Raw genomic sequence first — 25064 nt, 5'->3', positions numbered from 1 at the left:
GCAAGGGGGCGCTGCGGGGCGCCCCCTTGCGGTCTCAGTGCTCCAGCGCGTACAGCCGGTTGCCCCGATGCTCCACCTGCTCGCCGATGCCGAACCCGGCCTTCGGCGAGCGCACTGTCCGGATCTGGCCGTCGTCCCCCCGGACTTCATAGGCGCGCTCCTCCAGGCCAACGGCCTGCTGCACCACCTTGCCCAGCAGCCAACCAGCTCCCGCGCCGGCCAGAGCGCCCAGCGGGCCGCCGGCTGCCCCGCCGATCATCAACCCGGTCGAGGCACCCACGCCTGCGCCCGCCGTGGTGTCCGCCGCCTCGCCGACCACCTCCGCTGCGCTCACCTTCGCAGCCCCCAGCACCACGCCCAGTACCACAACCGGAACCAGCATCCCTTTCAGGTATTTCATGTACACCTCTGCTCTGTGAATGTGCCGGTAAGCAATTCATGAAGTGTGCCAGCAGCGCAATTGACGGAAATCAAGGACCCGGCGCCCGCCAGTCGTCACATTAACAACCTGAAACCGGGTACAGACGCCCCGGGCGATGTGAAAACGACGACAGATGACTCCGATACCCCTCACCACCCTGCTGCCGCTGCTTGATGACCTGAGCCGGGACCTGCCCCAGGCCGAGCGCTACCAGCGGTTGCTGCAGACACTGCACAACTGTCTGCCCTGCGATGCACTCGCCCTGCTGCGGCTGGACGGGCAGCGGCTGGTGCCGGTGGCGGTACTGGGGTTGAGTGCCGACACCCTTGGTCGGCGCTTCCCGCTGGATGAGCATCCGCGCCTGCAGCGCATTCTCGGCCAGCAGCGCGCCACCCGGTTCGCTGCCGATTGCGACCTGCCAGACCCCTACGACGGTCTGATTCCCGGTAACAGTGGCCCGCTGCAGGTGCACGACTGCCTGGGTTGCCCGCTGTACATCGACGATCAGCCCTGGGGCGTGCTGACGCTCGACTCGCTGGACCCGGCGCGCTTCGGCCGCATCGACCTCGCCACACTGGAAGCCTTCGGCCATCTGGCGGCGGCCACGGTGAAGGCGAGCGAGCGCCTGCAGCAGCTGACGCATGCCGCCGAGCAGCAGCGCCGGTCCGCAGAGACCTGGCGGCGGGCGGCGGTACAGGTGCCGGGGCCGGAGCTGATCGGTGACAGTGCCGCTCATCAGCACCTGTTGGGCGAGATTGCCCTGGTCGCCCGCAGCCCGCTGACCGTGCTGATCTGCGGCGAAACCGGGACCGGCAAGGAGCTGGTGGCCCGGGCGGTGCATCGCCAGTCTGCGCGCCATGACAAGCCGCTGATCAGCATCAACTGCGCTGCCTTGCCGGAGTCGCTGGTGGAAAGTGAGCTGTTCGGCCATGTCCGCGGCGCGTTTTCCGGCGCCACCACAGCGCGGGCAGGCAAGTTCGAACTGGCCGACGGCGGCACGCTGTTTCTGGACGAAGTCGGTGAGCTGCCGCTGTCAATCCAGGCGAAACTGCTGCGGGTACTGCAGAGCGGCCAGTTGCAGCGTCTCGGCTCGGACCGGGAGCACCACGTGGACGTGCGCATCATCGCCGCCACCAACCGGGACCTGGCCAAGGCGGTGCGCGATGGGCGTTTCCGTGCGGACCTCTATCACCGCCTGAGTGCCTATCCGCTGCAGGTACCGCCCCTGCGCGAGCGCCAGCATGACATCCTGCTGCTGGCCGGTTATTTCATCGAGCAGAACCGCAGCCGCCTGCAGGTGCGCAGCGCCAGTCTTCGGGACGATGCGCAGCAGGCGCTGCTCGCCCATGACTGGCCCGGTAACGTGCGGGAACTGGAGCACCTTGTCAGTCGCGCTCTGCTTCGGGCACGCGCCCGGCACGGCGCGACACCGGCAATGCTGCAGCTGAACGCCGCGGATCTGGGCCTCTCCTCCGATGCTCGCCCTGCGCAGGCGTACCCGCCTCTGGAGTTGGCACCCCCTGGCTGCGGACTGCGTGAGGCCGTTGACAACTATCAGCGGCAGCTCATCGAAACGCTGATGAAGCGACACCGTGGCAACCTGTCAGCCACGGCCCGCGCACTGCAGATCGACCGCGGCAACCTGCATCGCCTGGCACGCCGGCTCGGCCTGGCCAGCCAGGCAAGGCCCGATCGCCAGGGAAAGATACCCGGATGATGCGCTTCGCTGAATCAGAACGCTGATTTGACACCCGTTTGATCGTGATCAAGTCTTGAAACCACTGGGCCATATTAAATTTACAACGCCCTCGATACGGAAGCTGCCATGATGTTGTCGAAAATCACCGGGGTTGTCAGCAGGGTACTGCTGGCCGCGGTGCTGATATCTGCCACTTTATTCCTCTCGCCCGCCTTCGCCGATCAGGCCCTTATCGAAGAGCGTATCGAGCAATTCTTCCCCCGTGCGACGGTGATTTCCGAGCCGGAAGGAGACTACGGCGTACGCACACTGACTGACGGCGTGGGCACCATTTACGGCTACGCCTTCGAGAGCATCAACGTCATCAATATCCCGGCCTACTCCGGCAAGCCGGTGAACATGCTGATCCTGATGGATACCGAGGGCGTGATTCAGGACGCCTATGTGCTGGAGCACCACGAGCCGATTCTGCTGATCGGCATTCCCGAACAGCGCCTGCATGACTTCAACGCCCTGTATCACGGCATCCGCGCCGACCAGCGGGTGGTGGTCGGGCGCTCCCGTGACCCCGGCGCCGTCACCGTGGATGCGGTATCCGGTGCCACCGTGACCGTCATGGTGATCAACGAGATCGTGATGCGCGCTGCCCATGAGGTTGGCGCCTCCCTCGGTCTGGTGCAGACCAACGTGGCCGCCCGCGGCCGGCCCTCCACCGTGCGCGAGGAGGTCTACGAGCCCGCCAGCTGGGCGGAACTGACCGGTGACGGCTCCATCCGCCGACTGCTGCTGACCAATGCCGATATCAACCGCGCCTTCCAGGGCACCGAGGCCGAGGGCATTGATGAGGCCCCCCCCGGAGCAGGCCGATGCGACCTTCATCGACCTGTACGCCACCTACCTCAACGTACCCACTGTGGGGCGCAACCTGCTTGGCGACAACCAGTACCGCTTCCTGATGGAGGACCTCAAGCCCGGCGAGCATGCCTTCGCGGTGCTGGGCAGCGGCCAGTATTCATTCAAGGGCTCGGGTTACGTACGCGGCGGCATCTTCGATCGGGTGCAGATCCGCCAGTTCGGCAATATCCACAGCTTCCGCGATCTGGACCATATCCGCCTGTACGACGTGATGGCCGAGGGCGCTCCGCGCTTCCAGGAAATGGCCATTTTCATCCTCCGTGAGGATGCCAATTTCGACCCCGGCACGCCCTGGGCCCTGGAGCTGCTGGTGCGCCGGCAGACCGGCCCGGTGGACAGCATCTTCGTCAGCTTCGAGCTGCCCTATGAAACGCCGGAGCAGTACATCGACCGGCCGGTACCGACACCGGAGGAGCTGCGCGCCATCGAGGAGGCCAACCGGCCGGTGTGGGTGAACATCTGGTATCAGAAGAGTTTCCAGGTGGGTGTCATCCTGGTTGCGCTGCTGCTGCTGACCATCATCCTGTTCTTCCAGGACAACTTCGCCCGCCACCCGAACTTCCTGCGCTGGCTGCGCCACGGCTACCTGACCTTCACGGTGGTCTTCATCGGCTGGTACGCGCTGGGCCAGCTGTCGATCGTCAACGTGCTGACCTTCGTCCACGCGCTGTTCACGGAATTCCGCTGGGAGCTGTTCCTCAGCGATCCGGTGATCTTCATCATCTGGACCTTTACCGCCGCCAGCATCCTGCTCTGGGGCCGGGGCGTTTTCTGTGGCTGGCTGTGCCCCTTCGGTGCGCTGCAGGAGCTGATCAACGAGATCGCCCGCAAGCTGAAGATCCCCCAGTACGAACTGCCCTTTGCCGTGCATGAGCGGCTGTGGGCGATCAAGTACATCATCCTGCTGGTGCTGTTCGGCATCTCGCTGGAGTCGATGATGCTGGCGGAAAAGGCCGCCGAGGTGGAGCCCTTCAAGACTGCCATCACCCTCAAGTTCGACCGTCAGTGGTGGTTCGTGCTGTACGCGGTGATCCTGCTGGTGGTGAACATCTTCACCCGCAAGGTGTTCTGCCGCTACATCTGCCCGCTTGGCGCGGCCCTCTCGGTATCCAGCCGGGTCCGGCTGTTCGACTGGCTCAAGCGCCGCAAGGAGTGTGGCAACCCCTGTCAGCTGTGCGCCAAGGAATGCGAGATCCAGGCCATTCATCCCGATGGGCACATCAACCACAACGAGTGCCACTACTGCCTCGACTGTCAGATGACCTATCACAACGAGAACAAGTGTCCTCCGCTGATTCTGAAGAACAAGCGCAAGACACGCGGCAAGAAACAGCCGGATGATCAGCTGATCCCGGTAGTGCAGGTAGTTGAACCCTGACCCCAAGGTCAACCAAGTGTGCAATCAAGGAGCTTGACTATGAGCGACAAGAGCAACAACCCTCCGGCCCTTCCGGAATCCAGAGGCATGAGCCGCCGGGGCTTCCTCGGCGCTGGTGCCGTGACCGGTGCAGCCGTGGCCGCCACCGCCTTCGGCGGTGCGGTCATGACCCGCGAGAGCTGGGCCCAGGCGGTCAGCGAGGCCCAGAAGAATGCCATGTCCAAGATTCACGTCGGTCCCGGTGAGCTGGATACCTACTATGGCTTCTGGTCCGGCGGTCACCAGGGAGAGGTACGGGTGTTCGGTGTGCCCTCCATGCGCGAACTCATGCGTATTCCGGTATTCAATATCGATTCGGCGACCGGTTGGGGGCTGACCAACGAGAGCAAGCGGATCATGGGAGACAGCGCCCGCTTCGCCAACGGCGACTGCCACCACCCGCACCTGTCGATGACCGATGGCAAGTACGACGGCAAGTATCTGTTCATCAACGACAAGGCCAACAGCCGCGTCGCCCGTATCCGTCTGGACATCATGAAGACGGACAAGATGGTCACCGTGCCCAACGTTCAGGCCATCCATGGGCTGCGTCTGCAGAAGGTGCCGCATACCAAGTACGTCTTCGGTAACGCCGAATTCATCATCCCGCATCCCAATGACGGCTCGTTCTTCGATATGGAGAACGAGAACAGCTACACCATGTACAACGCGATCGACGCGGAGACCATGGAAGTCGCCTGGCAAGTGATCGTCGAAGGCAACCTCGACAATACCGACATGGATTACACCGGCCGGTTCTGTGCCTCCACCTGCTACAACTCGGAAAAGGCGCTGGACCTGGGCGGTACCATGCGCAACGAGCGCGACTGGGTGGTGGTATTTGACGTGCATGCCATCGAGGCCGAGGTAAAGGCCGGCAACTTCATCACCCTGGGCGATTCCAAGGTGCCGGTAGTGGATGGCCGCCGCAAGGACGGCAAGAACAGCAAGGTCACCCGCTACATTCCGGTGCCGAAGAACCCCCACGGTCTGAACACCTCGCCGGACGGCAAGTATTTCATCGCGGCGGGCAAGCTGTCGCCTACCGTCTCCATCATCGCCATCGACAAGCTGCCCGACCTGTTCGACGACAAGTTCGAGGATCCCCGTGAGGTGATCGTCGCCGAGCCCGAACTGGGCCTCGGGCCGCTGCACACCACCTTCGACGGTCGTGGCAACGGCTACACCACGCTGTTCATCGACAGCCAGATCGTCAAGTGGAACATCGAGGAAGCGATTCGCGCGCACAACGGCGAGAACGTCAACTACATCAAGCAGAAGCTGGATGTGCACTACCAGCCGGGCCACACCCATGCCTCGCTGACCGAAACCAGCGAAGCCGATGGCCAGTGGCTGGTGGTGCTGTCCAAGTTCTCCAAGGACCGCTTCCTGCCGACCGGACCGCTGCACCCGGAGAACGACCAGCTGATCGACATCTCCGGCGACGAGATGATCCTGGTGCACGACGGCCCCACCTTCGCCGAACCACACGACTGCATCATGGCCCGCCGCGACCAGATCCGTACCAAGAAGATCTGGGATCGCGACGACCCCTTCTTTGCCGAAACCGTGAAGATGGCCGAGGCAGACGGCATCAACCTGACCACCGACAGCAAGGTCATCCGCGACGGCAACAAGGTCCGGGTATACATGGTCTCCATGGCGCCGTCCTTCGGGCTCAACGAGTTCACCGTCAAGCAGGGCGATGAGGTCACCGTGATCATCACCAACATCGACCAGATCGAGGACGTGACTCACGGCTTCGTTGTGGTCAACCACGGTGTGAGCATGGAGATCAGCCCGCAGCAGACATCGTCCATCACCTTCACCGCCGACAAGGCCGGGGTGTACTGGTACTACTGCAGCTGGTTCTGCCATGCTCTGCATATGGAGATGTGCGGCCGCATGCTGGTCGAGCCGGCCTGATGGCTACGTCCGGGGCGGACGCACCGCCCCGGACGCACGCGGCCTCGAGAACACCCACAACCTGCATCAAAGGAGCAGCATTGTTCACGCATCAGGCCAGACGCCGCCGGCTGGCGGCCACCATGCTACTGTGCGGTCTCTCCGCTACCATCCATGCATCACCCCAGACAATCGACAGCCTGCCGCTGCGGGCTGACGGCAACACCATGATCCTCCCCGCCGGGGACTATTCCGGCCAGTTCCTGCTTGACGAGCCGGTGCACCTGCGCTGCGAGCCCGGTGCCGTGCTGGACTCCGCCGGCAAGGGCAGCCTGCTGACCATCCGCGCCGCGGATGTGACCATCGAGGGTTGTACCCTGCGCAACTGGGGCGCCAACCTGACCGACATGAACGCCGGTATCTTCGTCGAGCCCAGCGCCACTGGCGTGACCCTGCGCAACAACGATCTGAGCGGGCCGAGCTTCGGCATCTGGTCGGACGGCACCCGACATCTGACGGTCGAAGGCAACCAGGTGGAAGGTGACCGCAACTATCGGTCCCAGGACCGCGGCAACGGCATCCACCTGATCAACACCAACGAGGCCCGCGTGGTCGACAACCAGGTACGCCATGTGCGTGACGGCATCTACCTGGGCAACTCCAACAACAACCTGATCGAAGGCAACCTCATGGAGGATCTGCGCTTCGGCATCCATTACATGTTCTCCCAGAGCAACCGGGTCATCGGCAATACCACCCGGCGCACCCGCACCGGCTACGCCCTGATGCAGAGCCGCATGCTCACCGTGGAGAACAACCGCTCCGAGGATGACCGCAACTACGGCATCCTGATGAACTTCATCACCTACTCGACCATCACCAACAACTTCGTCTCCAACGTGCAGCGTGGCCAGACCGGGGATGACAGCATGATCAAGGGCGGCGAAGGCAAGGCGCTGTTCATCTACAACTCGCTGTTCAACACCATCGAGCACAACCACTTCGAGCGCAGCAATCTTGGCATCCACCTGACCGCAGGCTCGGAGAACAACAAGATCAGCCACAACGCCTTCGTCGGCAACGAGCAGCAGGTCAAGTATGTCGCCACCCGTACCCAGGAGTGGTCGGTGGACGGACGGGGCAACTTCTGGAGCGACTATCTGGGCTGGGACCGCAACGACGACGGCCTGGGCGACGTACCCTATGAACCCAACGACAACGTCGACCGGCTGCTGTGGATGTATCCCCAGGTGCGCCTGCTGATGAACAGCCCGGCGATCCAGGTGCTGCGCTGGGTGCAGCGCGCCTTCCCGGTCATGAAGATGCAGGGCGTGCAGGACAGTCATCCCCTGATGCAGTTGCCCACCACCCATCTGATTCAACCTACACAGGAAGCCAATTGATGAATGCGGTTGATATCCAGGGCGTCAGTCTGCGCTACGGCAGGATGACTGCGTTGCGCCAGCTGAACCTTCATCTGGAAAGTGGCGAGGTACTGGGGCTGTTCGGCCACAACGGCGCCGGCAAGACCACCACCATGAAACTCATCCTCGGCCTGCTTGCCCCCAGCGAAGGCCAGTTGCGCGTGCTCGGCCAGGAACCGAACAACGCCGACGTCCGCCGCCGGATGGGCTACCTGCAGGAGAACGTGATGTTCTACCCGCAGCTCAGCGGCCGCGAGACCCTGCACCACTTCGCCCGGATCAAGGGCGCCGCCCGGCAGCAGGCCGACCAACTGCTGGAACAGGTAGGCCTGGCCCATGCCGCCGACCGCCGCGTGAAGACCTACTCCAAGGGCATGCGTCAGCGTCTGGGTCTGGCCCAGGCACTGCTGGGCGAGCCCCGTCTGCTGCTGCTGGACGAGCCCACCGTCGGGCTCGACCCGATTGCCACCCAGGACCTGTATGTGCTGATCGACAAACTGCGCCAGCAGGGCACCAGTGTGATTCTCTGCTCCCATGTGCTGCCCGGGGTGGAGGCGCATATCAACCGGGCGGCGATTCTCGCCGGCGGCCAGCTGGAAGCGGTGGGTACCCTGGCCAGCCTGCGCAACGAGGCTCAGCTGCCATCCCGCATCCGCGCCAGCGGTCTGCAACAGCGCGAACAGGTGCTGCAGAGCCTGAGCGTCAACGGCAGCACCTCGCGCCCCCTGGGCAGCGACAGTATCGAGTTCACCGGCAGCTCCGCCGTCAAGGTGCAACTGCTGCGCCAATTGCTGAATCAGGATCAGCCCAGTGATATCGAGATCCTCCAGCCGTCACTGGAGGACCTCTATCGCTACTACACCGAGCGCGCCGGTGCGGCCAGGGCAGCGGAGGATAAGGCATGAATCAGGTATGGAATATCGCACGCAAGGAACTCAGCGACGGCCTGCGCAACCGCTGGTTGCTGGCCATCAGTGTGCTGTTTGCGGTATTGGCGGTAGGCATTGCCTGGCTGGGCGCCGCGGCCTCCGGTCAACTGGGCTTCACATCGATTCCGGCGACCATCGCCAGTCTGGCCAGTCTGGCGACCTTCCTGATGCCGCTGATCGCCCTGCTGCTGGCCTATGACGCCATCGTCGGCGAGGACGAAGGCGGCACACTGATGCTGTTGATGACCTACCCCATCGGTCGCGGCCAGATCCTGCTCGGCAAGTTCGTCGGCCACGGGCTGATTCTGGCGCTGGCGGTCCTGATCGGTTTCGGCTGTGCCGCGCTGGCCATCGGGCTGCTGGTAGAGGATGTCGAGGTCAATCTGCTGGTATGGGCCTTCGGTCGCTTCATGCTGTCCTCCACGCTGCTGGGCTGGGCGTTCCTGGCGCTGGCCTACCTGCTCAGCAGTCTGGCCGGTGAGAAGTCCAGCGCCGCAGGGCTGGCACTCGGGGTGTGGTTCGTCTTCGTGCTGGTCTTCGATCTGGCATTGCTGGCCCTGCTGGTATTCAGCGAGGGCAAGTTCAACCCCGAGGTGCTGCCCTGGCTTCTGCTGCTGAACCCGACCGATATCTACCGGCTGATCAACCTCGGTGGCTTCGATGGGGGCAACGCCATCGGCGTGCTGTCTCTGGCCGAGGATCTGCCGGTTCCCGGTGCGGTGCTCTGGCTGTGCCTGCTGCTGTGGGCGGGCGTGGCTCTGCTGCTGGCCTACGCCGCCTTCCGGCGTCGCTCTGCCTGACATAACAAGAGGATAGAAAAACTGTCATGAAAAACCGTTACAACTTCCATCTGGGTTTTCTGCTGGTACTGCTGTTCGGCCTTTCCCTGGCGGGATGCGGAGACGATGAACAGACGCGGATTTCCTACGATCCGGTGGCCTTTCACGGCGATGACGAGTGCCATATCTGCGGCATGATCATCGCCGACTTCCCGGGGCCGAAAGGCCAGGCCGTGGAGCGCGATGGCGTACGCAAGTTCTGCTCCACGGCGGAAATGTTCAGCTGGTGGCTGCAACCGGAAAACCGCATCCTGGATGCGCGCCTGTACGTGCATGACATGGGCCGCAGCCACTGGGACCAGCCGGACGACGAGCATCTGGTGGATGCCACCCAGGCCTGGTATGTCAGCGGCACGCCGCTGAAGGGAGCGATGGGCGCCTCGCTGGCCGCCTTTGCCGACCGTGCCGCCGCCGAGGAGCTTGCCGCGCAGCATGAGGGCGCCGAGATCCTGGCATTCGACGATATCGACGAGGCATTCCTCGCGCAGGCCGCCGCAGCACAGCATGGAGGCATGGATCACATGCACCCGCCGATGGATTCACATGACAGTCACTCCGGTCACTAAAGGCCGGAGCACAGAGGAGTAGAGCAATATGATGGGCATCAGTATCTGGCAACTTCTGATCATCCTGCTGATCGTGGTGATGCTGTTCGGCACCAAGCGTCTGCGCGGTCTGGGCAACGACGTGGGCAGCGCCATCAGCGGCTTCCGCAAGGCGGTACACGAGGGCGAAAACACCGCGCCGGCGGTGGAAAACGAGAAGCTCAAGAGTCAGCAGTAGGGATTGATGCAGGCAACCAACCACAGCCGGTGGATGTCCAAAGGACACAGTCCTCTCGACGGAGCCCACCATGTCCAGCATCTGGCCGGTTGCCTGGCGACCTGATCCGCAATACCGCCGAGCGGTGGCGTACTTCTCGATGGAGTATGCCATTGACCATGCGCTGAAGATCTATGCCGGCGGCCTCGGCTTTCTTGCCGGCTCGCACATGCGCAGCGCCCACGACCTGCGCCAGAACCTGATCGGCGTCGGCATGCTGTGGAAGTACGGCTACTACGACCAGGTGCGCAATGATGACCAGACCATGCGGGTGCAGTTCCAGAAGAAGTACTACCCCTTCCTCCAGGAAACCGGCCTGCGCACCGAGGTGCTGGTCAACGGCCACCGGGTGGTGGTCAAGGCGCTGCTGCTGCCGCCGCAGGTATTCGGCACCGCGCCCATCCTGCTGTTGACCACCGACATTCCCGAAAACGATTACCTGGCCCGCACCATCACCCACCGGTTGTACGATACCGAACCTTCCACCCGGGTGGCACAGAGCATTGTGCTCGGCCTGGGCGGCGCGCAGCTGGTGGACCAGCTCGGCGGCGTCGCCACCTACCATCTGAACGAGGCCCATGCCCTGCCCCTGGCGTTCCACCTGCTTGCCCGTCTCGGCAGCGTGCAGAAAGTGCGCAAGCAGGTGGTCGTCACCACCCACACACCGGAGAAGGCCGGCAACGAGGAAAGCCCGTTCCGCTTCCTGCATGACATGGGCTATTTCGGCGGTCTGCCCGAGGCGGCCGTGCGGGAGGCTACCGGGATGCACGGAGAGACCTTCAGCCATACGCTGGCCGCATTGCGACTGGCCGGCCGTGCCAATGGCGTATCGCAGCTGCACGCCCGGGTCGCCACAGACATGTGGGCTGACCACCCGGGGGTGTGCCCGATCATCGGCATCAGCAATGCCCAGCATGCCGGCTTCTGGCAGGATCCCCTGCTGCGGCAGGCCCTGGACGACGGCGATGATGACGGCCTGGTCGATCGCAAGCGGGAGCTGAAACGACGCCTGTTCGAGGTGGTTGCCGATCAGACCGGCAAACTGTTCGACCCCCAGGTGCTGACCATCGTCTGGGCCAGGCGCTTTGCCGAGTACAAGCGCGCGGACCTGCTGCTGCATGACCTGTACCGCTTCAACCGGCTGATGGAGCAGCGGGAACTGCCGGTGCAGATCATCTGGGCGGGCAAGCCCTTTCCCTTCGATGCCAAGGCCGTCGAGCTGTTCAACAGTCTGGTACGCCTGTGCTGGAAGCACCCGCGTCTTGCGGTGCTGACCGGATACGAGATGTTGCTGTCGCGGCAGCTCAAGCAGGGGGCGGATGTCTGGCTGAACACACCGCGGCGGCTGCGTGAGGCGTCCGGCACCAGCGGCATGACCGCCGCCATGAACGGCGCAGTCAATCTGTCGATCAGCGATGGCTGGGTGCCGGAATTCGCCCGCGATGGCGAGAACTGCCTGCTGATCCCGCCGGCGGACCCGCAGCTGGATGCCGCCGACCAGGATGCCGAGGATTATCGTCAACTGATGGAGATCATCGAGGGCAGGTTGCTGCCGACCTATTACCGTCAGCCCGCCGCCTGGCTGCGACTGGTCAGGCAGGGCATGAGCGACGTGCTGCCCCACTTCGATTCCCATCGGCTTGCCCATGAGTATCATGTTCTCATGTACCAGTAGAAAACCGGAGGTGACCATGGCTACCGGATGGGCGCAGGACGGCGCCGTACAGGATCAGATTGATGATACCGTCAGCGACGCGGTGGAACGAGCCCGCAGCCGGCTGCCCGCCGGCGAGAGCCTGACCCACTGCGAGGAATGTGGCGCGGCCATCGCCGAGGCACGACGCCAGGCTCTGCCGGGCGTTCGCCTGTGCATTGCCTGTCAGAGCGAACGGGACAAGGAGCAGCACAACAGCGGCTATAACCGCCGCGGCAGCAAGGACAGCCAACTGCGCTGACCATCGCCCGCCATATCCGCCGAAGGAGCCACCGTGCCATCCAGTCCTGCCGCCAGCCCCTCTGCACGCTCCGTTCAGCTGACCGGCGCCGAAACCCTGTTCATGGTGATGAACAGCGGTTCGGGCAGGCGCAACTGCGAGGCGACACAGCAGGCGATCCGCGCCGCCTGCGCTGAAGCGGGCCGCCAGTGCGAGCTGATCGTGGTCGATCGTGGCGCAGACCTGCCGGGAGCCGCGGCGCGGGCGGTGCGGATGGCGCGCCAGACCTCCGGCGTGGTGGTGGCGGTGGGCGGCGACGGAACGCTGAACGCCGTGTGCCAGGCGGTGGTCGGCCAGGGCATCCCCTTCGGCGTCCTGCCCCAGGGGACCTTCAATTATTTCGGCCGCACCCACGGCATATCCCAGGACACCGAGCAAGCCGTGCACGAGCTGCTCTCCGCCCGCCTGGAGTACGTCAGTCTGGGGCGGGTGAACGACCGCTATTTCCTGGTCAATGCCAGTCTCGGGCTGTATCCGCGGCTGCTGGAGGACCGCGAACTGTACAAGCAGCGCTTCGGTCGCAGCCGCTGGGTGGCGCTGCTCTCGGCGCTGGTCACCCTCGCCCGCGCCCACCGTCAACTGGACATCCAGCTGGACCATGGCGGCCGGCATCAGCGCCTGCGCACGCCGACCCTGGTGGTGTGCAACAACCCGCTGCAGCTGCAGCAGATCGGCATTGATCCCGAGCCAGCAGACGACAGGGATCACCTGATTGCGCTGGCCTCCCGGCCGGTCGGCACCGGTGCGCTCTATCTGTTGCTGCTGCAGGGCATGCTCAGCCGCATGGGCGAGGCGGAGAATGTCATCAGTATCTGCTTCGAGAACATGACCACCTACCTGGGCAACCGCCCGCGCTGGGTCAAGGTGGCGGTCGACGGGGAAATCCTGCGGATGCGCACGCCGCTGCAGTTCAGTATCGAGCAGCAGGTACTGCCCCTGCTGATCCCGCGTACCGCCGAACCGCTGGAGCATCCATGACGCGCATCCTGCATCTGTCGGACCTGCACTTCGGCACCGAGAACCCTGCAGTGACCGAGGCGCTGTTGCGACTGGGGGAGGAACTGCAGCCCAGCCTCTACCTGCTCAGCGGGGACATAACCCAGCGCGCCCGCCGGAGCCAGTTCGCGGCGGCCAGGGCCTTCGTCGAACGGCTTCAGGTGCCCGTGCTGGCGGTGCCCGGCAACCATGACCTGCCGTTGTTCAACCTGCCCGCCCGGCTGCTGAACCCCTACGGCAATTACCGCCGGGCCTTCGGCAGCCAGCTGGAGCCCGTGCTCGAGACCGATCAACTGCTGGTGGCCTGCGTGAATACCACCCGGGCGGCGCGTCACAAGAATGGTGAAGTGTCTGCGGTGCAGATCCGGCGGGTCGAACAGCAGCTGCGCCAGGCCCGCAGCGCCCAGCTGAGGATAGTGATGATGCACCACCCGGTACGGGCGGTGGAGGAAACAGACGTGGACAACCTGCTGATCGGCCGGGATCAGGCGGTGCCCGCCTGGGTGGACGCCGGCATGGACCTGCTGCTGGCGGGGCATATCCACCTGCCCTATCAGGTGCTTCTGGGCGGCAGCCACCCGGAGCGCAGGGCCTGGGCCATCCAGGCCGGCACCGGCATCTCGGAACGGGTGCGCGGCGCCATTCCCAACTCGGTGAATGTCATCGAGTATTCACCCGGCACGCCCCGTCGCTGTCGCCTGACCCGCTGGGATCATGCTGCCGACCAGGGCCGCTTCATCCCCTGGCAGAGCATCGAGCTGGCGCTGGGCCCCTGAGCCGGGCGCGGCAACCGATTCCTAGAGTTCTGCGTTGTGGTAGATGTTCTGCACATCGTCCAGATCGTTGAGCATGTCGACGAACCGCTCGAACATCGGCCTGTCCTCGTCGCTGATCGGGGTGGAGGTCTGCGGCAGGAACTGGATCTCGTCCACCTCGAAGTCGATATCCCCCAGCGCATCGGTCAACGCCTGACGCGCCCTGGCATATTCGGTGTTGGGGGTGAACACGGTGATCAGACCGTTCTCGTTCTCGATGTCGGTGACATCCACGTCAGCCATCATCAGGGCCTCAAGCACCGCTTCCTCGTCATCACTGCGGAAGGCCAGGATGGCGCAGTGGTCGAACATGTGGCTGACACTGCCGGGGGTGCCCATCTTGCACCTGGTCTTGGTGAAGCAGTGGCGCACGTCGGCAATGGTACGGTTGGGGTTGTCGGTCAGGCACTCGACGATGACGATGCAGTTGCCCGGGCCGAAGCCCTCATACCGCGCAACGGCAAAATCCTCGCCGCCGCCGCCCGAAGCCTTGTCGATCGCCTTCTCGATCACGTGCGCCGGCACCTGATCCTTCCTGGCCCGCTCGATCAGCCCGCGCAGCGCCAGGTTGCCCGCTGGGTCGGTTCCGCCCGACTTGGCGCATACATAGATCTCCCGAGCGTACTTGCTGTAGATCTTGGTCTTGGCGTCGGCCGTCTTGGCCATGGATTCCTTGCGATTCTGATAGGCGCGTCCCATCGTGCAGTCCCGTTGATTGGAAAAGACCGGATTTTACGTCAGTTGTCCGGCCGGCTGGTGGTCTTTTTCCACCGGCTGGCAGCAACCGCCGGGCGGTCACGGATTGCCTGAACTCCCGCATCGGTTATCAGGTCTGAGTCTGTACCCCGAAGAGGTAGAGATGATGTTGGTTCGTTTTCCTGTATCCGCCTTCACCACAGCCGCTGCGCTGGCTCTGCTGCTGGTGTTGTCGGGCTGTGACCGCTGGCCGGATGATCCCCGCGACTCGCTGGCCGCTGCCGAGCAGCGTGGCGCGCTGAGAGTGGGGGTCGTCGCCAATCCGCCCTGGGTCGAACCGAACCCGCCAGGCGCACCCGGCGGTATGGAGAGTGAACTGATCAGCGAATTTGCCGACCAGCTCGGGCTGCAGGTGCAATGGCATCACGCTGGTGTGGAGCAGCAGATCGAGGCACTGAAGAACTTCGACCTGGACTTGCTGATCGGCGGCTTTTCGGCAGCCCATCCATGGCAGGCCGAGGTCGGCCAGACCTTCCCCTACTTCATCGACAATCGTCAGGACGGCGCGCGCGGCAAGCATCTCATCCTCAGCGCCCCGGGCGAAAATGCCCTGCTGATGGAGCTTGAGCGTTTCCTGTTCGACCATCGGGATCCACAGCGCTTCCTGCCCCGTCTGCGTGAGGCGTCGCCGCCATGAGAGTACGTCAGGGATACCGGCTGCCGCCCGAGAAGGAACGGCTGCTGAGAAAGGCGATCCGCCTGGAGTGGATCTCGATCTTCTTCGTGCTGAGTATCGTGCTGGCCATGTATCTGTCCATGGGCGCCTCCCAGGCGATGAAGATGGCCATGCTGGAGGACCTGCTGGCACTGATTCCACCGGTGGTGTTCCTGCTCGCCATGCGCGTGCGCCACCTGCCTCCCGACGAGCAACACCCCTACGGCCACAGTCGGGCGATATTGCTGGCCTTTCTTGCCGCCGCCGCGGCCATCCTGATGTTCGGCCTGTTCATGCTGACCAGCTCGCTGGGCAGCCTGCTCAGGCAGGAGCACCCGAGCATCGGCCACTTCCAGCTGTTCGACTGGCAGTATCCGATCTGGGGCGGCTGGGTCATGATCGCCGCGCTCCTCTATTCCCTCACCCCTCCGCTGATCCTCGGTCGGCTGAAACTGCCGCTGGCCAGGGCACTGCATGAGCGCACCCTGTACGCGGACGCAAACATGAACAAGGCCGACTGGATCACCTCCGCCGCGGCCATCGTCGGTGTGCTGGGCATCGGCATGGGCTTCTGGTGGGCCGACTCTGTGGCCGCGGCCATTATCTCGCTGGATGTCCTGAAAGACGGTGTCATGCAGTTGCGTACAGCCATGCGTACCCTCATGGATCAGCGACCCACCGACATCTTCAGCGGCGAACCGCTGGGTCTGGAACAGGCCATTGCCGAGTCGCTGCGCAGCGAGCCCGACATTCTCGACGTGGAAGCGCGCCTGCGCGAGGAGGGCCACCTGGTCGGAGGTGAAATCTTCGTGGTATTCGCGCCGGAGCAGCAGGTCGCCCATCGGGCACAGCAGCTGGTAGCCCAGGCGGCCGCACTGGACTGGCGGCTCTACGATCTCATCGTCATGCCGGTGGAGAAGATCCAACGCTGAACAGGAGTCCTGTCATGTGGAAACCGAACCCTGCACGAATGCAGACCCCGAGCAGCAGCTCGACCTTCTGGTGGTGCCGCCCCTTTGCGGTGCCCGAACAGTCCGTATGCAACTCGGCGCGCCGGCCTCCGTTGCCCGCCTGGCGACAGAAGGCCCAGCTCAAATAGCAGCAGGCACCGCACAACACGAAGGGGGCGGCGTGCTACCATGCGCGCCCGAGGCGGAACCCACCGTCTTTTTGTTGATATCGACACGGATACACAGTGCAAGTCTCCTCCCTCTGCTTTGATGTGGTGATCATAGGCGCCGGTGCCGCCGGGCTGATGTGCGCAGCCACCGCCGCCCAGCGTGGCCGGCGGGTGCTGGTGGTGGAAAAGGCCAACAGGCCGGGCAAGAAGATTCTCATGTCCGGCGGGGGGCGCTGCAATTTCACCAACTATCAGGTGGAACCGTCGAACTTCATTTCCGGCAACCCGCACTTCTGCAAGGCCGCGCTCAAGCGTTACACCCAATGGGACTTCATCGGCATGGTCGAGCGCCACGCCATTCCCTATGAAGAGCGCAAGCATGGCCAGCTGTTCTGCCGGGACTCGGCAAAGGACATTCTCAACATGCTGTTGGATGAATGCGCCCAGGCGGGTGTGGAGATCCGCATCCACTGCGATATCCTGGGTGTGGAGCCGCTGGAGGACCCACCCCTGCGCTACCGACTCACCTGTCACCAGCAGGAACGGCCACTGCGCATCGATTGCCAGTCACTGGTAGTTGCCAGCGGTGCGCTGTCGATCCCGACTCTGGGCGGCAGTGGCATCGGTTACCAGATAGCCGAACAGTTCGGGCTTCCCCTGATAGCAAGGCGCGCGGGTCTGGTGCCCTTCATGTTCACCGATCAGCTCAAGGGGCTGTGCGAGCGGTTGTCGGGCCTGGCTCTGGAGGTCACGGTGAGCTGCAACGGCCAGAGCTTCACGGAGAACATGCTGTTCACCCACCGGGGCATAAGCGGCCCGGCGATCCTGCAGATCTCCAGCTACTGGGAGGCCGGCGACCGGATCACCATCGACCTGCTGCCCGGTACCGACGCCCGGACCTGGCTGCGAGAAGCCAAGCAGCATCAGGCACGCCAGTTGCTCAGGACGGTACTGGCCGGGAAACTCGGGCGCGCACTGGTGACCGAGCTGCAGGAGCTGTGGTGGACCGAGGCGGGGGAACGGACACTGGCGGAGTTCAGCGACAAGCTGTTGATGGGCATCGCCGATCAGCTCAACGGCTGGGAGCTGAGGCCGTCAGGCACCGAGGGCTACCGCACCGCCGAAGTCACCCTCGGTGGCGTGGATACCGATGCGATCAGCTCCCGCACCATGGAGGCCAGACACTGTCCCGGGCTGTATTTCATCGGCGAAGTACTGGATGTCACGGGCCACCTGGGCGGGTTCAATTTCCAGTGGGCCTGGTCATCGGGCTACAGCGCCGGCCTGGTGGCCTGATCGGTCCGGCGACGCCACAGCGCATACAGCACCAATCCGGCCAGGATTGCATAAACCGTGTTGATGAAGGCGCCCGGATAGCGGCTGAAGAAGCTGCCCCCTGAGGCACTGTCGAAGGGCACCCTCACCAGCAGCTCTGCCCGGTTGAAAGCCGGCCCCCGGGCCAGCACCCGGCCGTTGGGGGCGGTCGCGACCGACGGCCCGTTGTTGATCAGGTGAACCATGGGCAGACGGTTCTCCACCCCGCGCAGGATCGACATGTTCCCGTGCTGCAGGGGCTGCGAGCTCTCACCGAACCAGTTGTCCTGGGACAGGAACAGCAGCACCTTGCCCGCCCCGTCATCGTCCACCGCCCCTGCGACGAAATCGTTAAAGGCCGCCTCGTAACAGACCATCGGCATCACCCGCATGCCGTTCAGCACAAACTCCACATGCTCGTCACCGGCGCCGAGCGGCCGCAGGAACTCGCCGAACACACGGTCGTTGATCGACCGCAGCAGCGGCCATGACCAGGGCTCGGGCAGATACTCGCCGAAGGGCATGCGCAGCATCTTGCGATAGCGGGCAGCGAGCTCGCCCTGGCCATCCAGCAATGCCACGGTGTTGTAGCTGGTCTGTTCGGCGTTCAGCCAGCGGCGCTCCACGTCATGGAAAATGAGCGGTACGCCGGTGCGGGCCACTTCCCGCCCGTAGCGCTGGCGCACCGAGTAGTTGTCGAAATAGCCCTTGTAGCGCGCTTCGGGCCAGGCCACCCACTCGGCGCCGGCTGCCACCAGCCGTTCCGTCGCTTCCATTTCCCAGGGGTACTCGCGGCTGTAGCCCGGGGGCGGCTCGGGTATGTCCAGAGTAATGGCGTCGTCGGGCTGCACCAGGCCGATGCGGCGGGTATCCCATTGCTGAATGCGCTGATCCCAGCTCTGTACCGCGACCAGGCCGTAACCCAGCCAGCCCAGCACCAGCAGCCAGGCCAGACGATTGGCAACGACCGACTGGGGGCCGGTGCGTACCGCACGCTTGATGACAAGCCGGTACAGCAGCACCGCAAACAGCGCCATCACCGCGTCCAGACCCGCTGCACCGGTCAGCTCGACCGCCTGCAGGGCGGGCAGGAAGTTGACCTGGCCATCGGCGAAGTGGGTCTTGAACAGCATCGGATAGAGCGCCATGACCGCCACCAGGCTGAGCGGGAAGGCCAGCAGCTCCCAACCGCCGAGGCGCAGCAGCAACCAGCGGTAGAGCATGCAGGCAAGCCCTATGCTCAGGCCGAGGTAGCCCCAGAACAGGGCGGCGAGCAGCACGCTGGTGGCTGGGCTGATCTGCTTGAGGTTCACCATGAACCCGGCCAACCAATAACTGCCGCCGGCGAAACAGACTGTACCGGCCACCCAGCCCAGCAGCAGCGCAGCCCGCGGCCCGGTGTCGCGCAGCGCCCAGAGCACAGGCAGCCAGGCGACCCAGCCAACCCAGTACAGCTGCGGGTGAAGCCAGGGTACACAGAGCATGAAACCGCCGAGACCGGCCAGCAGCAGGCGTGCCAGCATCAGCTGCTGGCCGACTTCCGGCTGGTCCACGGCCATCTCGCCGGTGCAGGAACCCAAGGTGCCGCGGGTCATGGCTCAGCTCCCCTCTCCTGATGGTCGATGCCCCCATCCTTTAATGTAATGGCCTGCACTTTCAATACCCTTTCCGAGTGAAGCCGCACCACCGGCAAAAGTCGTTTATGCTTGGGGCCGATTTGTCGCTTGAGGACTGATATATGCCCCACTGGATGACCGGCACCCTCACCTGCCTGCTCGTTCTGCTGAACACCCTGATCGGTATCGGCCCCATGATGGTGCTGGCCGTGATCAAGGTTGTGGTCCCGCACCAGGGTGTCCGCCGCTGGAGCTCCCGCTGGGTCATGTGGATCGCCGAGACCTGGGCCGAGATCAACAAGGCCATCTTCCGTCTCATGCTGCCTACCGTCTGGGACATACGCTATGACGCCGAGCTACATCGGGACCACTCGTACCTGGTGATCAGCAACCACCAGTCCTGGGTGGACATCCCGGCGCTGGTGCAGTCGTTCAACCGCCGGACGCCGTATTTCAAGTTCTTCCTGAAGAAGGAACTGATCTGGACCCCATTTCTCGGTCTGGCCTTCTGGGCTCTGGATTACCCCTTCATGAAGCGCTACAGCAAGGCTCACCTGGCAAGGCACCCCGAAGACCGCGGCAAGGACCTGGAAATCACCCGCCGGGCCTGCGAGAAGTTCCGCAACCTGCCGGTCACGGTGGTCAACTTCCTTGAAGGCACGCGGTTCACCGAGCAGAAGCATCGGGCGCAGGGCTCTCCCTACCGCCATCTGCTGCGGCCCAAGTCCGGCGGCATCGCCTTCGTTGCCGCCGCTCTGGGGGAGCAGATGCGCTCCCTGCTGGATGTCACCATTGTCTATCCGGAGCAGTCGCCGCCCGGCTTCTGGGCGCTGGTCAGCGGCAGAGTACCCAGGGTCCTGGTGGACATCCGCTCCCAGACATTGCCAGCCGACCTGTTCCACGGCGATTACAGCGAGGATCCCGCGTTCCGCAGTTACTTCCAGGGCTGGGTCAACAGCATCTGGGAGGCAAGGACCAACGTATCGCCGAACTGAAACGGGAGCTGCAGACCGTCTCGCCGCGGCATGATCGCCGATCCGACGAAAGGTAGCAAAATAAAGAGCCGCACCGCCCATTCTGTCGCAAAAGAATCACAGCATTGTTGAGCGCTTGGCAAAAAACATATAAATGAACCATTATCGGCCAGTTGCCTCAAAGCCCTTTGCTGGGCTGGAACGAAACCATCCTGAGTTGGCCATGGCACAAGGAAGAGTCGGAGTCGCAGGTGAGTGGTCACCGTGCGAGTAGTCCCTGCCCGTATTAGTCATTGGGTCCCGTGACCCCGAAACAGGCAGTGAGAAGATGAGCAACCGCGAGAAGAGCTGGCGCTGGGCCTACCAGAAAATACGCAGCTACCATGTATCCCCTCTGCAGGCCTGCTACAGGGCGACCCGCTACTGGCTGACGGGTGATACCGGCTCTTTCACCTCCCATGGCGGCTTTCGCAAGTCCCGCATCAGAAACTGACAATCCGCGATACCGCCAAAGCCATCTGTTACACTCTGCTGCCCTTTCCCTGCAGGTCCCTGATGTGAGCCATTCCCCGTTTGCCACCCTCCCTCTCCCCGCCGCGCTGCTGGACAGCATCAAGCGCCTCGGATACGAGCAGATGACGCCCGTGCAGAGCGCGTCCCTGCCCGTCATCCTCGCCGGCGGGGACCTGATCGCCCGCTCGCGCACCGGCAGCGGCAAGACCGCCGCATTCGGTATCGGCCTGCTGGCACCGCTCAACCCTGCATTCCTCGGCTGCCAGGCGCTGGTGCTGAGCCCCACCCGGGAGCTGGCCAGCCAGACCGCCGATGCCCTGCGTGCGCTGGCCCGGGGCATCGGCAACGTGAAGATCCTGACCCTGTGCGGCGGCACGCCCTTCGGTCCGCAGGCGGCCTCCCTTGAGCAGGGCGCGCAGATCATCGTGGGTACACCGGGGCGGGTGCGTGACCATCTGCAACGTGGCACGCTGGCACTGGACCGGCTCAACTGCCTGGTACTGGATGAAGCCGACCGCATGCTCGACATGGGCTTCATCGACGCCATCAGCGAAATCATCGAGGCCACGCCGGCACGGCGGCAGACGCTGCTGTTCTCCGCCACCTACCCGGCCGGCATCGAGAGCCTGGCCGGTCGCTTCATGCGTGATCCGCAGCAGGTGGTCATCGAGGACGCCGTTGTGGAGAACCCCATTTCCCAGCGCTTCTACGAGATCGATCCGGCCGAGCGCGCCCGGGCGGTACTGCGCCTGCTGGCCGGGGAACGTCCGCAACCCTGCATGGTGTTCTGCCAGACCCGGCAGCAATGTCAGGAACTTCAGCAGCTGCTCAACAGCAATCGGGTCAGTGCCCTGGCGCTGCATGGCGACATGGAACAGCGCGAGCGCGACCAGGTGCTCGCGCTGTTCGCCAACCAGAGTTGCAGCGTACTGGTCGCCACAGACGTGGCCGCAAGGGGGATCGATATCGAAGGGGTGGCTGCGGTGATCAACGCCGAGCTGTCGCCAGACCCGGCCGTGCATACCCACCGCATCGGCCGGAGCGGCCGGGCCGGTCAGCCGGGCCTGGCCCTGAGTCTGGTCGCACCTGCCGAGCAGGGCCGCGCGCGGCGCATCGAGGAAGCCCTGGGCGAACCGCTGGAATGGCATGCGCTGGATCGGCTGCCGGAGCGGCTGGACCCGCCGCTGCTGCCGCCCATGCGCACCCTTGCCGTGGCTGGTGGCCGCAAGGACAAGGTCCGCCCCGGCGACCTGCTCGGCGCCCTGACCGGCGACGCCGGCCTGCCCGGGGATGCCATCGGCAAGATCAGCATCAGCGATTTTCAGGCGCTGGTGGCGATACGCTGGGACCTGGCAAATACCGCGCTGGAGCGGCTGGAGGCCGGAAAGATCAAAGGCAGAAAGTTCAAGGTGCGGTTACTGTAACCCGGGAGCGTCGAACTCCACCTCCACGCAACGCATTCCCAGCAACCCCAGCGGCCGGGATGGAACCCGGCCCTCCGGAAAACCAGGATCGTCGAGTTCCGTCTCGACGCAGCGTACTCGCCGGCAACCCTGTGGCCGGGATGGAACCCGGCCCTCCTTGGGCGCGCCTCAGCCCAGTACGCGCAGTCCGCGCCGGGCTCTGGGCCTGGTCAGGTGGCCGAACAGCCAGCTGCCGATGGCAACCGCTACCAGTACCGCTGCCCATTGCCAGCCCTGGCCAGGCGTGGTGACGGCCAGCTGTGGCAGAAAACCATCCACGACCCTGTACGCAGCCCAGAGCCCCGCCGCTCCGGCCACCCCGAACAGCAGCCAGCGCCAGGGCCGGAATATCCGTGCCAGCGCTTCGGCGATCGGCAGGGTAATGATGAAGGCCGCCGCCAGCATCGCCGCCAGCGTCGGCAGCAGCTCCGGCAGCAGTTGCCAGGTGGCCGCGAGCCGCTCGCCAAAGGTGGCGGGTGCGTCGGCCAGGCCGGCCAGCTCTATCTGAGCCTGGGCCAAGCCCCCGAGAATGGTCGCCAGCAAAACCGCCAGCAAATAGAAGAGCGCTACGCGCAGTATCGCAACAGGTGACATCGCTTATTCCTTGTCAGGCAGATCCGGCAGATTGCGCAGGGATCGCTCATAGCCTTCCAGATCGAAGGGAGCGTCCTGCTCAAGCATCCGGTTGATATGAAAGGCCAGCACCTGGGCCATCAGATCCAGACTGTCGGCGCGCTCATAGCCCACCAGCGTCAGTTTGTTCAGGGTAGCCTGGGCAGCAGCGGGTGCACCCTCCGCCAGCTGGTTCTCTACCGCTTCCAGCAGCTTCTCGTGGGTGAATGCCGCGTCGGCATCGTCGTCGGATTGGGACATGTGTGGTCTCTGGTTTAACGGCCGGCGAGAGATCGCCGGCATGGGCGTTGTGTCAAAGGTTCCCGGGACGGCTGGAAGGCCGAGTTCCATCTCGGCCACCGGCGGTACCGGCGCGCACGCTTCGTCGAGATGGAACTCGACGATCCCAGACAGCTGGAAGGCCGAGTTCCATCTCGGCCAGCGGAGGTGCCGGCGCGCACGCCTCGTCGAGATGGAACTCGACAATCCCAGACAGCTGGAGGGCCGAGTTCCATCTCGGCCAGCGGCGGTGCCGGCGCGCACGCTTCGTCGAGATGGAACTCGACGGTCCCGGACAGCTGGAGGGCCGAGTTCCATTTCGGCCAGCGGCGGTACCGGCGCGTACGCTTCGTCGAGATGGAACTCGACAATCCCGGACGGCTGGAAGGCCGAGTTCCATCTCGGCCAGCGGCGGTGCCGGCGCATACGCTGCTTCGAGATAATCCCCGGCCCTTTCCGATGTCCCGATCCTCAGATCAGTTGATCTTCGGGTCCAGCTCGCCGCTCTCATAGCGCTGGTACATGGCTTCCAGGCTGATCGGCTTGATTTTCGATGCATTGCCGGCGGTGCCAAAGGCTTCGTAACGGGCAATGCAGATGTCACGCATGGCCTTGACGGTTTCGCTGAGCACCTTGCGCGGATCGAATTCGCTGCGGTTGTGAGCCAGGAAGCGGCGCATGGCACCGGTGGAGGCCAGACGCAGGTCGGTGTCGATGTTGACCTTGCGCACGCCGTACTTGATGCCTTCAACGATTTCCTCGACCGGCACGCCGTAGGTTTCCTTGATGTCGCCGCCGTATTCGTTGATCACCGCCAGCCACTCCTGGGGTACCGAGGAGGAGCCGTGCATCACCAGGTGGGTGTTGGGGATGCGCTCGTGGATCGCCTTGATGCGGTCGATGGCCAGGATGTCGCCGGTCGGCGGACGGCTGAACTTGTAGGCGCCGTGGCTGGTGCCGATGGCGATCGCCAGGGCGTCAACCTTGGTCTGCTTGACGAAGTCGGCGGCCTCTTCCGGATCGGTCAGCATCTGCTCCAGGTCCAGTGTACCTTCGGCACCGATGCCGTCTTCTTCACCGGCCTGGCCGGTCTCCAGGCTGCCCAGGCACCCCAGTTCGCCTTCGACCGAGACGCCGCAGGCATGGGCCATCTGTACGGTGCGACGGGTCACGTCGACGTTGTACTCGTAGCTGGTCGGCGTCTTGCCATCTTCGCCGAGCGAGCCGTCCATCATGACCGAGGAAAAGCCCAGCTGAATGGAGCGCTGGCATACCGCAGGGCTGGTGCCGTGGTCCTGGTGCATGCACACCGGGATGTGCGGAAACTCTTCGATGGCGGCAAGGATCAGGTGGCGCAGAAAGGGCGCACCAGCGTACTTGCGGGCACCGGCAGAGGCCTGGACGATCACCGGGGAGTCGGTCTTGTCAGCCGCTTCCATGATCGCGCGCATCTGCTCGAGGTTGTTGACGTTGAAGGCCGGGACGCCGTAGCCGTACTCGGCAGCGTGGTCCAGCATCTGGCGCAAGCTGATCAAAGCCATGATTGTATTCTCCGGTTAACTGAACTCATGAATCCGTGGTGTAGC

The 25064-nt window shown here is 64.1% G+C and carries 22 protein-coding genes and 2 pseudogenes; 18 read left to right on the top strand and 6 right to left on the bottom strand.

Going from position 1 to position 25064, the window contains the following annotated elements:
- Window positions 1-34: 34 nt before the first annotated feature.
- Window positions 35-400 (bottom strand): hypothetical protein, encoded by a 366-nt coding sequence (locus IEW63_RS11955; RefSeq protein WP_229710497.1) that lies wholly within the window; start codon window positions 398-400, stop codon window positions 35-37.
- Between the two features lie 154 nt (window positions 401-554).
- On the opposite strand from IEW63_RS11955, the gene norR reads away from it, so the two are divergent.
- The 12 genes and pseudogenes from norR (at window position 555) to IEW63_RS11895 (ending at window position 14137) form a co-directional block, all read left to right on the top strand.
- Window positions 555-2138, top strand: coding sequence for a nitric oxide reductase transcriptional regulator NorR (norR, locus tag IEW63_RS11950; RefSeq protein WP_188636858.1), 1584 nt, complete (start codon window positions 555-557; stop codon window positions 2136-2138).
- A gap of 108 nt (window positions 2139-2246) precedes the next feature.
- Window positions 2247-4413, top strand: a pseudogene (nosR, locus tag IEW63_RS11945) (transcriptional regulator NosR).
- Window positions 4414-4452: 39 nt separating this feature from the next.
- Complete coding sequence (gene nosZ / locus IEW63_RS11940; protein WP_188636857.1) at window positions 4453-6378, top strand: TAT-dependent nitrous-oxide reductase; 1926 nt, start codon at window positions 4453-4455, stop codon at window positions 6376-6378.
- 80 nt (window positions 6379-6458) lie between these two features.
- Window positions 6459-7760, top strand: coding sequence for a nitrous oxide reductase family maturation protein NosD (locus tag IEW63_RS11935; RefSeq protein WP_373288230.1), 1302 nt, complete (start codon window positions 6459-6461; stop codon window positions 7758-7760).
- Window positions 7760-8686: an ABC transporter ATP-binding protein gene (locus IEW63_RS11930; RefSeq protein ID WP_188636856.1), complete on the top strand. Its 927-nt coding sequence runs from the start codon at window positions 7760-7762 to the stop codon at window positions 8684-8686. The genes IEW63_RS11935 and IEW63_RS11930 overlap by 1 nt, the downstream gene beginning before the upstream one ends.
- Window positions 8683-9510, top strand: coding sequence for an ABC transporter permease subunit (locus IEW63_RS11925; protein ID WP_188636855.1), 828 nt, complete (start codon window positions 8683-8685; stop codon window positions 9508-9510). Before IEW63_RS11930 ends, IEW63_RS11925 begins: the two co-directional genes overlap by 4 nt.
- 26 nt (window positions 9511-9536) lie before the next feature.
- Entirely contained in the window at window positions 9537-10115 is a 579-nt protein-coding gene (locus IEW63_RS11920) for a nitrous oxide reductase accessory protein NosL (RefSeq protein WP_188636854.1), read from the top strand.
- 28 nt (window positions 10116-10143) lie between these two features.
- Complete coding sequence (tatA, locus tag IEW63_RS11915; protein ID WP_188636853.1) at window positions 10144-10332, top strand: twin-arginine translocase TatA/TatE family subunit; 189 nt, start codon at window positions 10144-10146, stop codon at window positions 10330-10332.
- Between the two features lie 70 nt (window positions 10333-10402).
- Window positions 10403-12046 (top strand): alpha-glucan family phosphorylase, encoded by a 1644-nt coding sequence (gene glgP, locus IEW63_RS11910; protein WP_188636852.1) that lies wholly within the window; start codon window positions 10403-10405, stop codon window positions 12044-12046.
- A 16-nt stretch (window positions 12047-12062) separates the two neighbouring features.
- Window positions 12063-12326: a DksA/TraR family C4-type zinc finger protein gene (locus tag IEW63_RS11905; RefSeq protein ID WP_188636851.1), complete on the top strand. Its 264-nt coding sequence runs from the start codon at window positions 12063-12065 to the stop codon at window positions 12324-12326.
- A 33-nt stretch (window positions 12327-12359) separates the two neighbouring features.
- Window positions 12360-13343 (top strand): diacylglycerol/lipid kinase family protein, encoded by a 984-nt coding sequence (locus IEW63_RS11900; protein WP_229710487.1) that lies wholly within the window; start codon window positions 12360-12362, stop codon window positions 13341-13343.
- Window positions 13340-14137, top strand: a complete 798-nt coding sequence (locus tag IEW63_RS11895; RefSeq protein ID WP_188636850.1) for a metallophosphoesterase family protein — start codon at window positions 13340-13342, stop codon at window positions 14135-14137. Before IEW63_RS11900 ends, IEW63_RS11895 begins: the two co-directional genes overlap by 4 nt.
- 21 nt (window positions 14138-14158) lie before the next feature.
- Here the strand turns inward: IEW63_RS11895 and IEW63_RS11890 are convergent, their stop codons facing one another.
- Window positions 14159-14875 (bottom strand): YebC/PmpR family DNA-binding transcriptional regulator, encoded by a 717-nt coding sequence (locus IEW63_RS11890; protein ID WP_188636849.1) that lies wholly within the window; start codon window positions 14873-14875, stop codon window positions 14159-14161.
- A gap of 160 nt (window positions 14876-15035) precedes the next feature.
- Between IEW63_RS11890 and IEW63_RS11885 the strand changes: the two genes are divergently transcribed.
- The 3 genes from IEW63_RS11885 to IEW63_RS11875 all read left to right on the top strand — a co-directional run bounded on the left by IEW63_RS11885 (window position 15036) and on the right by IEW63_RS11875 (window position 18003).
- Window positions 15036-15569, top strand: a complete 534-nt coding sequence (locus IEW63_RS11885) for a transporter substrate-binding domain-containing protein (protein ID WP_188636848.1) — start codon at window positions 15036-15038, stop codon at window positions 15567-15569.
- Window positions 15566-16519 carry a cation diffusion facilitator family transporter gene (locus IEW63_RS11880; RefSeq protein ID WP_188636847.1) on the top strand — a complete coding sequence of 318 codons (954 nt, stop codon included), beginning with the start codon at window positions 15566-15568 and terminating at the stop codon, window positions 16517-16519. Before IEW63_RS11885 ends, IEW63_RS11880 begins: the two co-directional genes overlap by 4 nt.
- Window positions 16520-16842: 323 nt before the next feature.
- Window positions 16843-18003 carry a BaiN/RdsA family NAD(P)/FAD-dependent oxidoreductase gene (locus IEW63_RS11875; RefSeq protein ID WP_229710498.1) on the top strand — a complete coding sequence of 387 codons (1161 nt, stop codon included), beginning with the start codon at window positions 16843-16845 and terminating at the stop codon, window positions 18001-18003.
- Here the strand turns inward: IEW63_RS11875 and lnt are convergent.
- Complete coding sequence (lnt, locus tag IEW63_RS11870) at window positions 17979-19616, bottom strand: apolipoprotein N-acyltransferase (protein WP_188636845.1); 1638 nt, start codon at window positions 19614-19616, stop codon at window positions 17979-17981. The two genes, IEW63_RS11875 and lnt, sit on opposite strands and share 25 nt — an antisense overlap.
- Before the next feature lie 143 nt (window positions 19617-19759).
- On the opposite strand from lnt, the pseudogene yihG reads away from it, so the two are divergent.
- The 3 genes and pseudogenes from yihG (at window position 19760) to dbpA (ending at window position 22548) form a co-directional block, all read left to right on the top strand.
- A pseudogene (gene yihG / locus IEW63_RS11865) lies at window positions 19760-20688 on the top strand (1-acylglycerol-3-phosphate O-acyltransferase, YihG family).
- 251 nt (window positions 20689-20939) lie between these two features.
- Entirely contained in the window at window positions 20940-21104 is a 165-nt protein-coding gene (locus IEW63_RS11860) for a hypothetical protein (RefSeq protein WP_188636844.1), read from the top strand.
- A gap of 64 nt (window positions 21105-21168) precedes the next feature.
- Window positions 21169-22548: an ATP-dependent RNA helicase DbpA gene (gene dbpA / locus IEW63_RS11855; protein ID WP_188636843.1), complete on the top strand. Its 1380-nt coding sequence runs from the start codon at window positions 21169-21171 to the stop codon at window positions 22546-22548.
- A gap of 168 nt (window positions 22549-22716) precedes the next feature.
- Here the strand turns inward: dbpA and IEW63_RS11850 are convergent, their stop codons facing one another.
- From IEW63_RS11850 to fba, 3 genes are all read right to left on the bottom strand, one after another.
- Window positions 22717-23181: a hypothetical protein gene (locus IEW63_RS11850; protein ID WP_188636842.1), complete on the bottom strand. Its 465-nt coding sequence runs from the start codon at window positions 23179-23181 to the stop codon at window positions 22717-22719.
- 3 nt (window positions 23182-23184) lie between these two features.
- Entirely contained in the window at window positions 23185-23460 is a 276-nt protein-coding gene (locus tag IEW63_RS11845; RefSeq protein WP_188636841.1) for a hypothetical protein, read from the bottom strand.
- A gap of 494 nt (window positions 23461-23954) precedes the next feature.
- Window positions 23955-25019 (bottom strand): class II fructose-bisphosphate aldolase, encoded by a 1065-nt coding sequence (fba, locus tag IEW63_RS11840; protein WP_188636840.1) that lies wholly within the window; start codon window positions 25017-25019, stop codon window positions 23955-23957.
- Window positions 25020-25064 lie beyond the last annotated feature (45 nt).

Origin of the sequence: Halopseudomonas pertucinogena, from assembly GCF_014646575.1 — a bacterium.
GTDB lineage: Bacteria > Pseudomonadota > Gammaproteobacteria > Pseudomonadales > Pseudomonadaceae > Halopseudomonas > Halopseudomonas pertucinogena.
This window is presented reverse-complemented; position numbering and strand designations above follow the sequence as displayed.

Excerpts from the sequence above, each read along its gene's own strand:
- IEW63_RS11880 (WP_188636847.1), top strand. The coding sequence starts at position 15,566 with ATGAGAGTACGTCAGGGATACCGGCTGCCGCCCGAGAAGGAACGGCTG.
- IEW63_RS11895 (WP_188636850.1), top strand. The coding sequence starts at position 13,340 with ATGACGCGCATCCTGCATCTGTCGGACCTGCACTTCGGCACCGAGAAC.
- IEW63_RS11925 (WP_188636855.1), top strand. The coding sequence starts at position 8,683 with ATGAATCAGGTATGGAATATCGCACGCAAGGAACTCAGCGACGGCCTG.
- IEW63_RS11890 (WP_188636849.1), bottom strand. The coding sequence starts at position 14,875 with ATGGGACGCGCCTATCAGAATCGCAAGGAATCCATGGCCAAGACGGCC.
- norR (WP_188636858.1), top strand. The coding sequence starts at position 555 with ATGACTCCGATACCCCTCACCACCCTGCTGCCGCTGCTTGATGACCTG.
- fba (WP_188636840.1), bottom strand. The coding sequence starts at position 25,019 with ATGGCTTTGATCAGCTTGCGCCAGATGCTGGACCACGCTGCCGAGTAC.
- tatA (WP_188636853.1), top strand. The coding sequence starts at position 10,144 with ATGATGGGCATCAGTATCTGGCAACTTCTGATCATCCTGCTGATCGTG.
- IEW63_RS11885 (WP_188636848.1), top strand. The coding sequence starts at position 15,036 with ATGATGTTGGTTCGTTTTCCTGTATCCGCCTTCACCACAGCCGCTGCG.
- IEW63_RS11955 (WP_229710497.1), bottom strand. The coding sequence starts at position 400 with ATGAAATACCTGAAAGGGATGCTGGTTCCGGTTGTGGTACTGGGCGTG.
- nosZ (WP_188636857.1), top strand. The coding sequence starts at position 4,453 with ATGAGCGACAAGAGCAACAACCCTCCGGCCCTTCCGGAATCCAGAGGC.
- IEW63_RS11930 (WP_188636856.1), top strand. The coding sequence starts at position 7,760 with ATGAATGCGGTTGATATCCAGGGCGTCAGTCTGCGCTACGGCAGGATG.
- IEW63_RS11845 (WP_188636841.1), bottom strand. The coding sequence starts at position 23,460 with ATGTCCCAATCCGACGACGATGCCGACGCGGCATTCACCCACGAGAAG.
- glgP (WP_188636852.1), top strand. The coding sequence starts at position 10,403 with ATGTCCAGCATCTGGCCGGTTGCCTGGCGACCTGATCCGCAATACCGC.
- lnt (WP_188636845.1), bottom strand. The coding sequence starts at position 19,616 with ATGACCCGCGGCACCTTGGGTTCCTGCACCGGCGAGATGGCCGTGGAC.
- IEW63_RS11850 (WP_188636842.1), bottom strand. The coding sequence starts at position 23,181 with ATGTCACCTGTTGCGATACTGCGCGTAGCGCTCTTCTATTTGCTGGCG.
- IEW63_RS11875 (WP_229710498.1), top strand. The coding sequence starts at position 16,843 with ATGTGCGCAGCCACCGCCGCCCAGCGTGGCCGGCGGGTGCTGGTGGTG.
- IEW63_RS11920 (WP_188636854.1), top strand. The coding sequence starts at position 9,537 with ATGAAAAACCGTTACAACTTCCATCTGGGTTTTCTGCTGGTACTGCTG.
- IEW63_RS11905 (WP_188636851.1), top strand. The coding sequence starts at position 12,063 with ATGGCTACCGGATGGGCGCAGGACGGCGCCGTACAGGATCAGATTGAT.
- IEW63_RS11860 (WP_188636844.1), top strand. The coding sequence starts at position 20,940 with ATGAGCAACCGCGAGAAGAGCTGGCGCTGGGCCTACCAGAAAATACGC.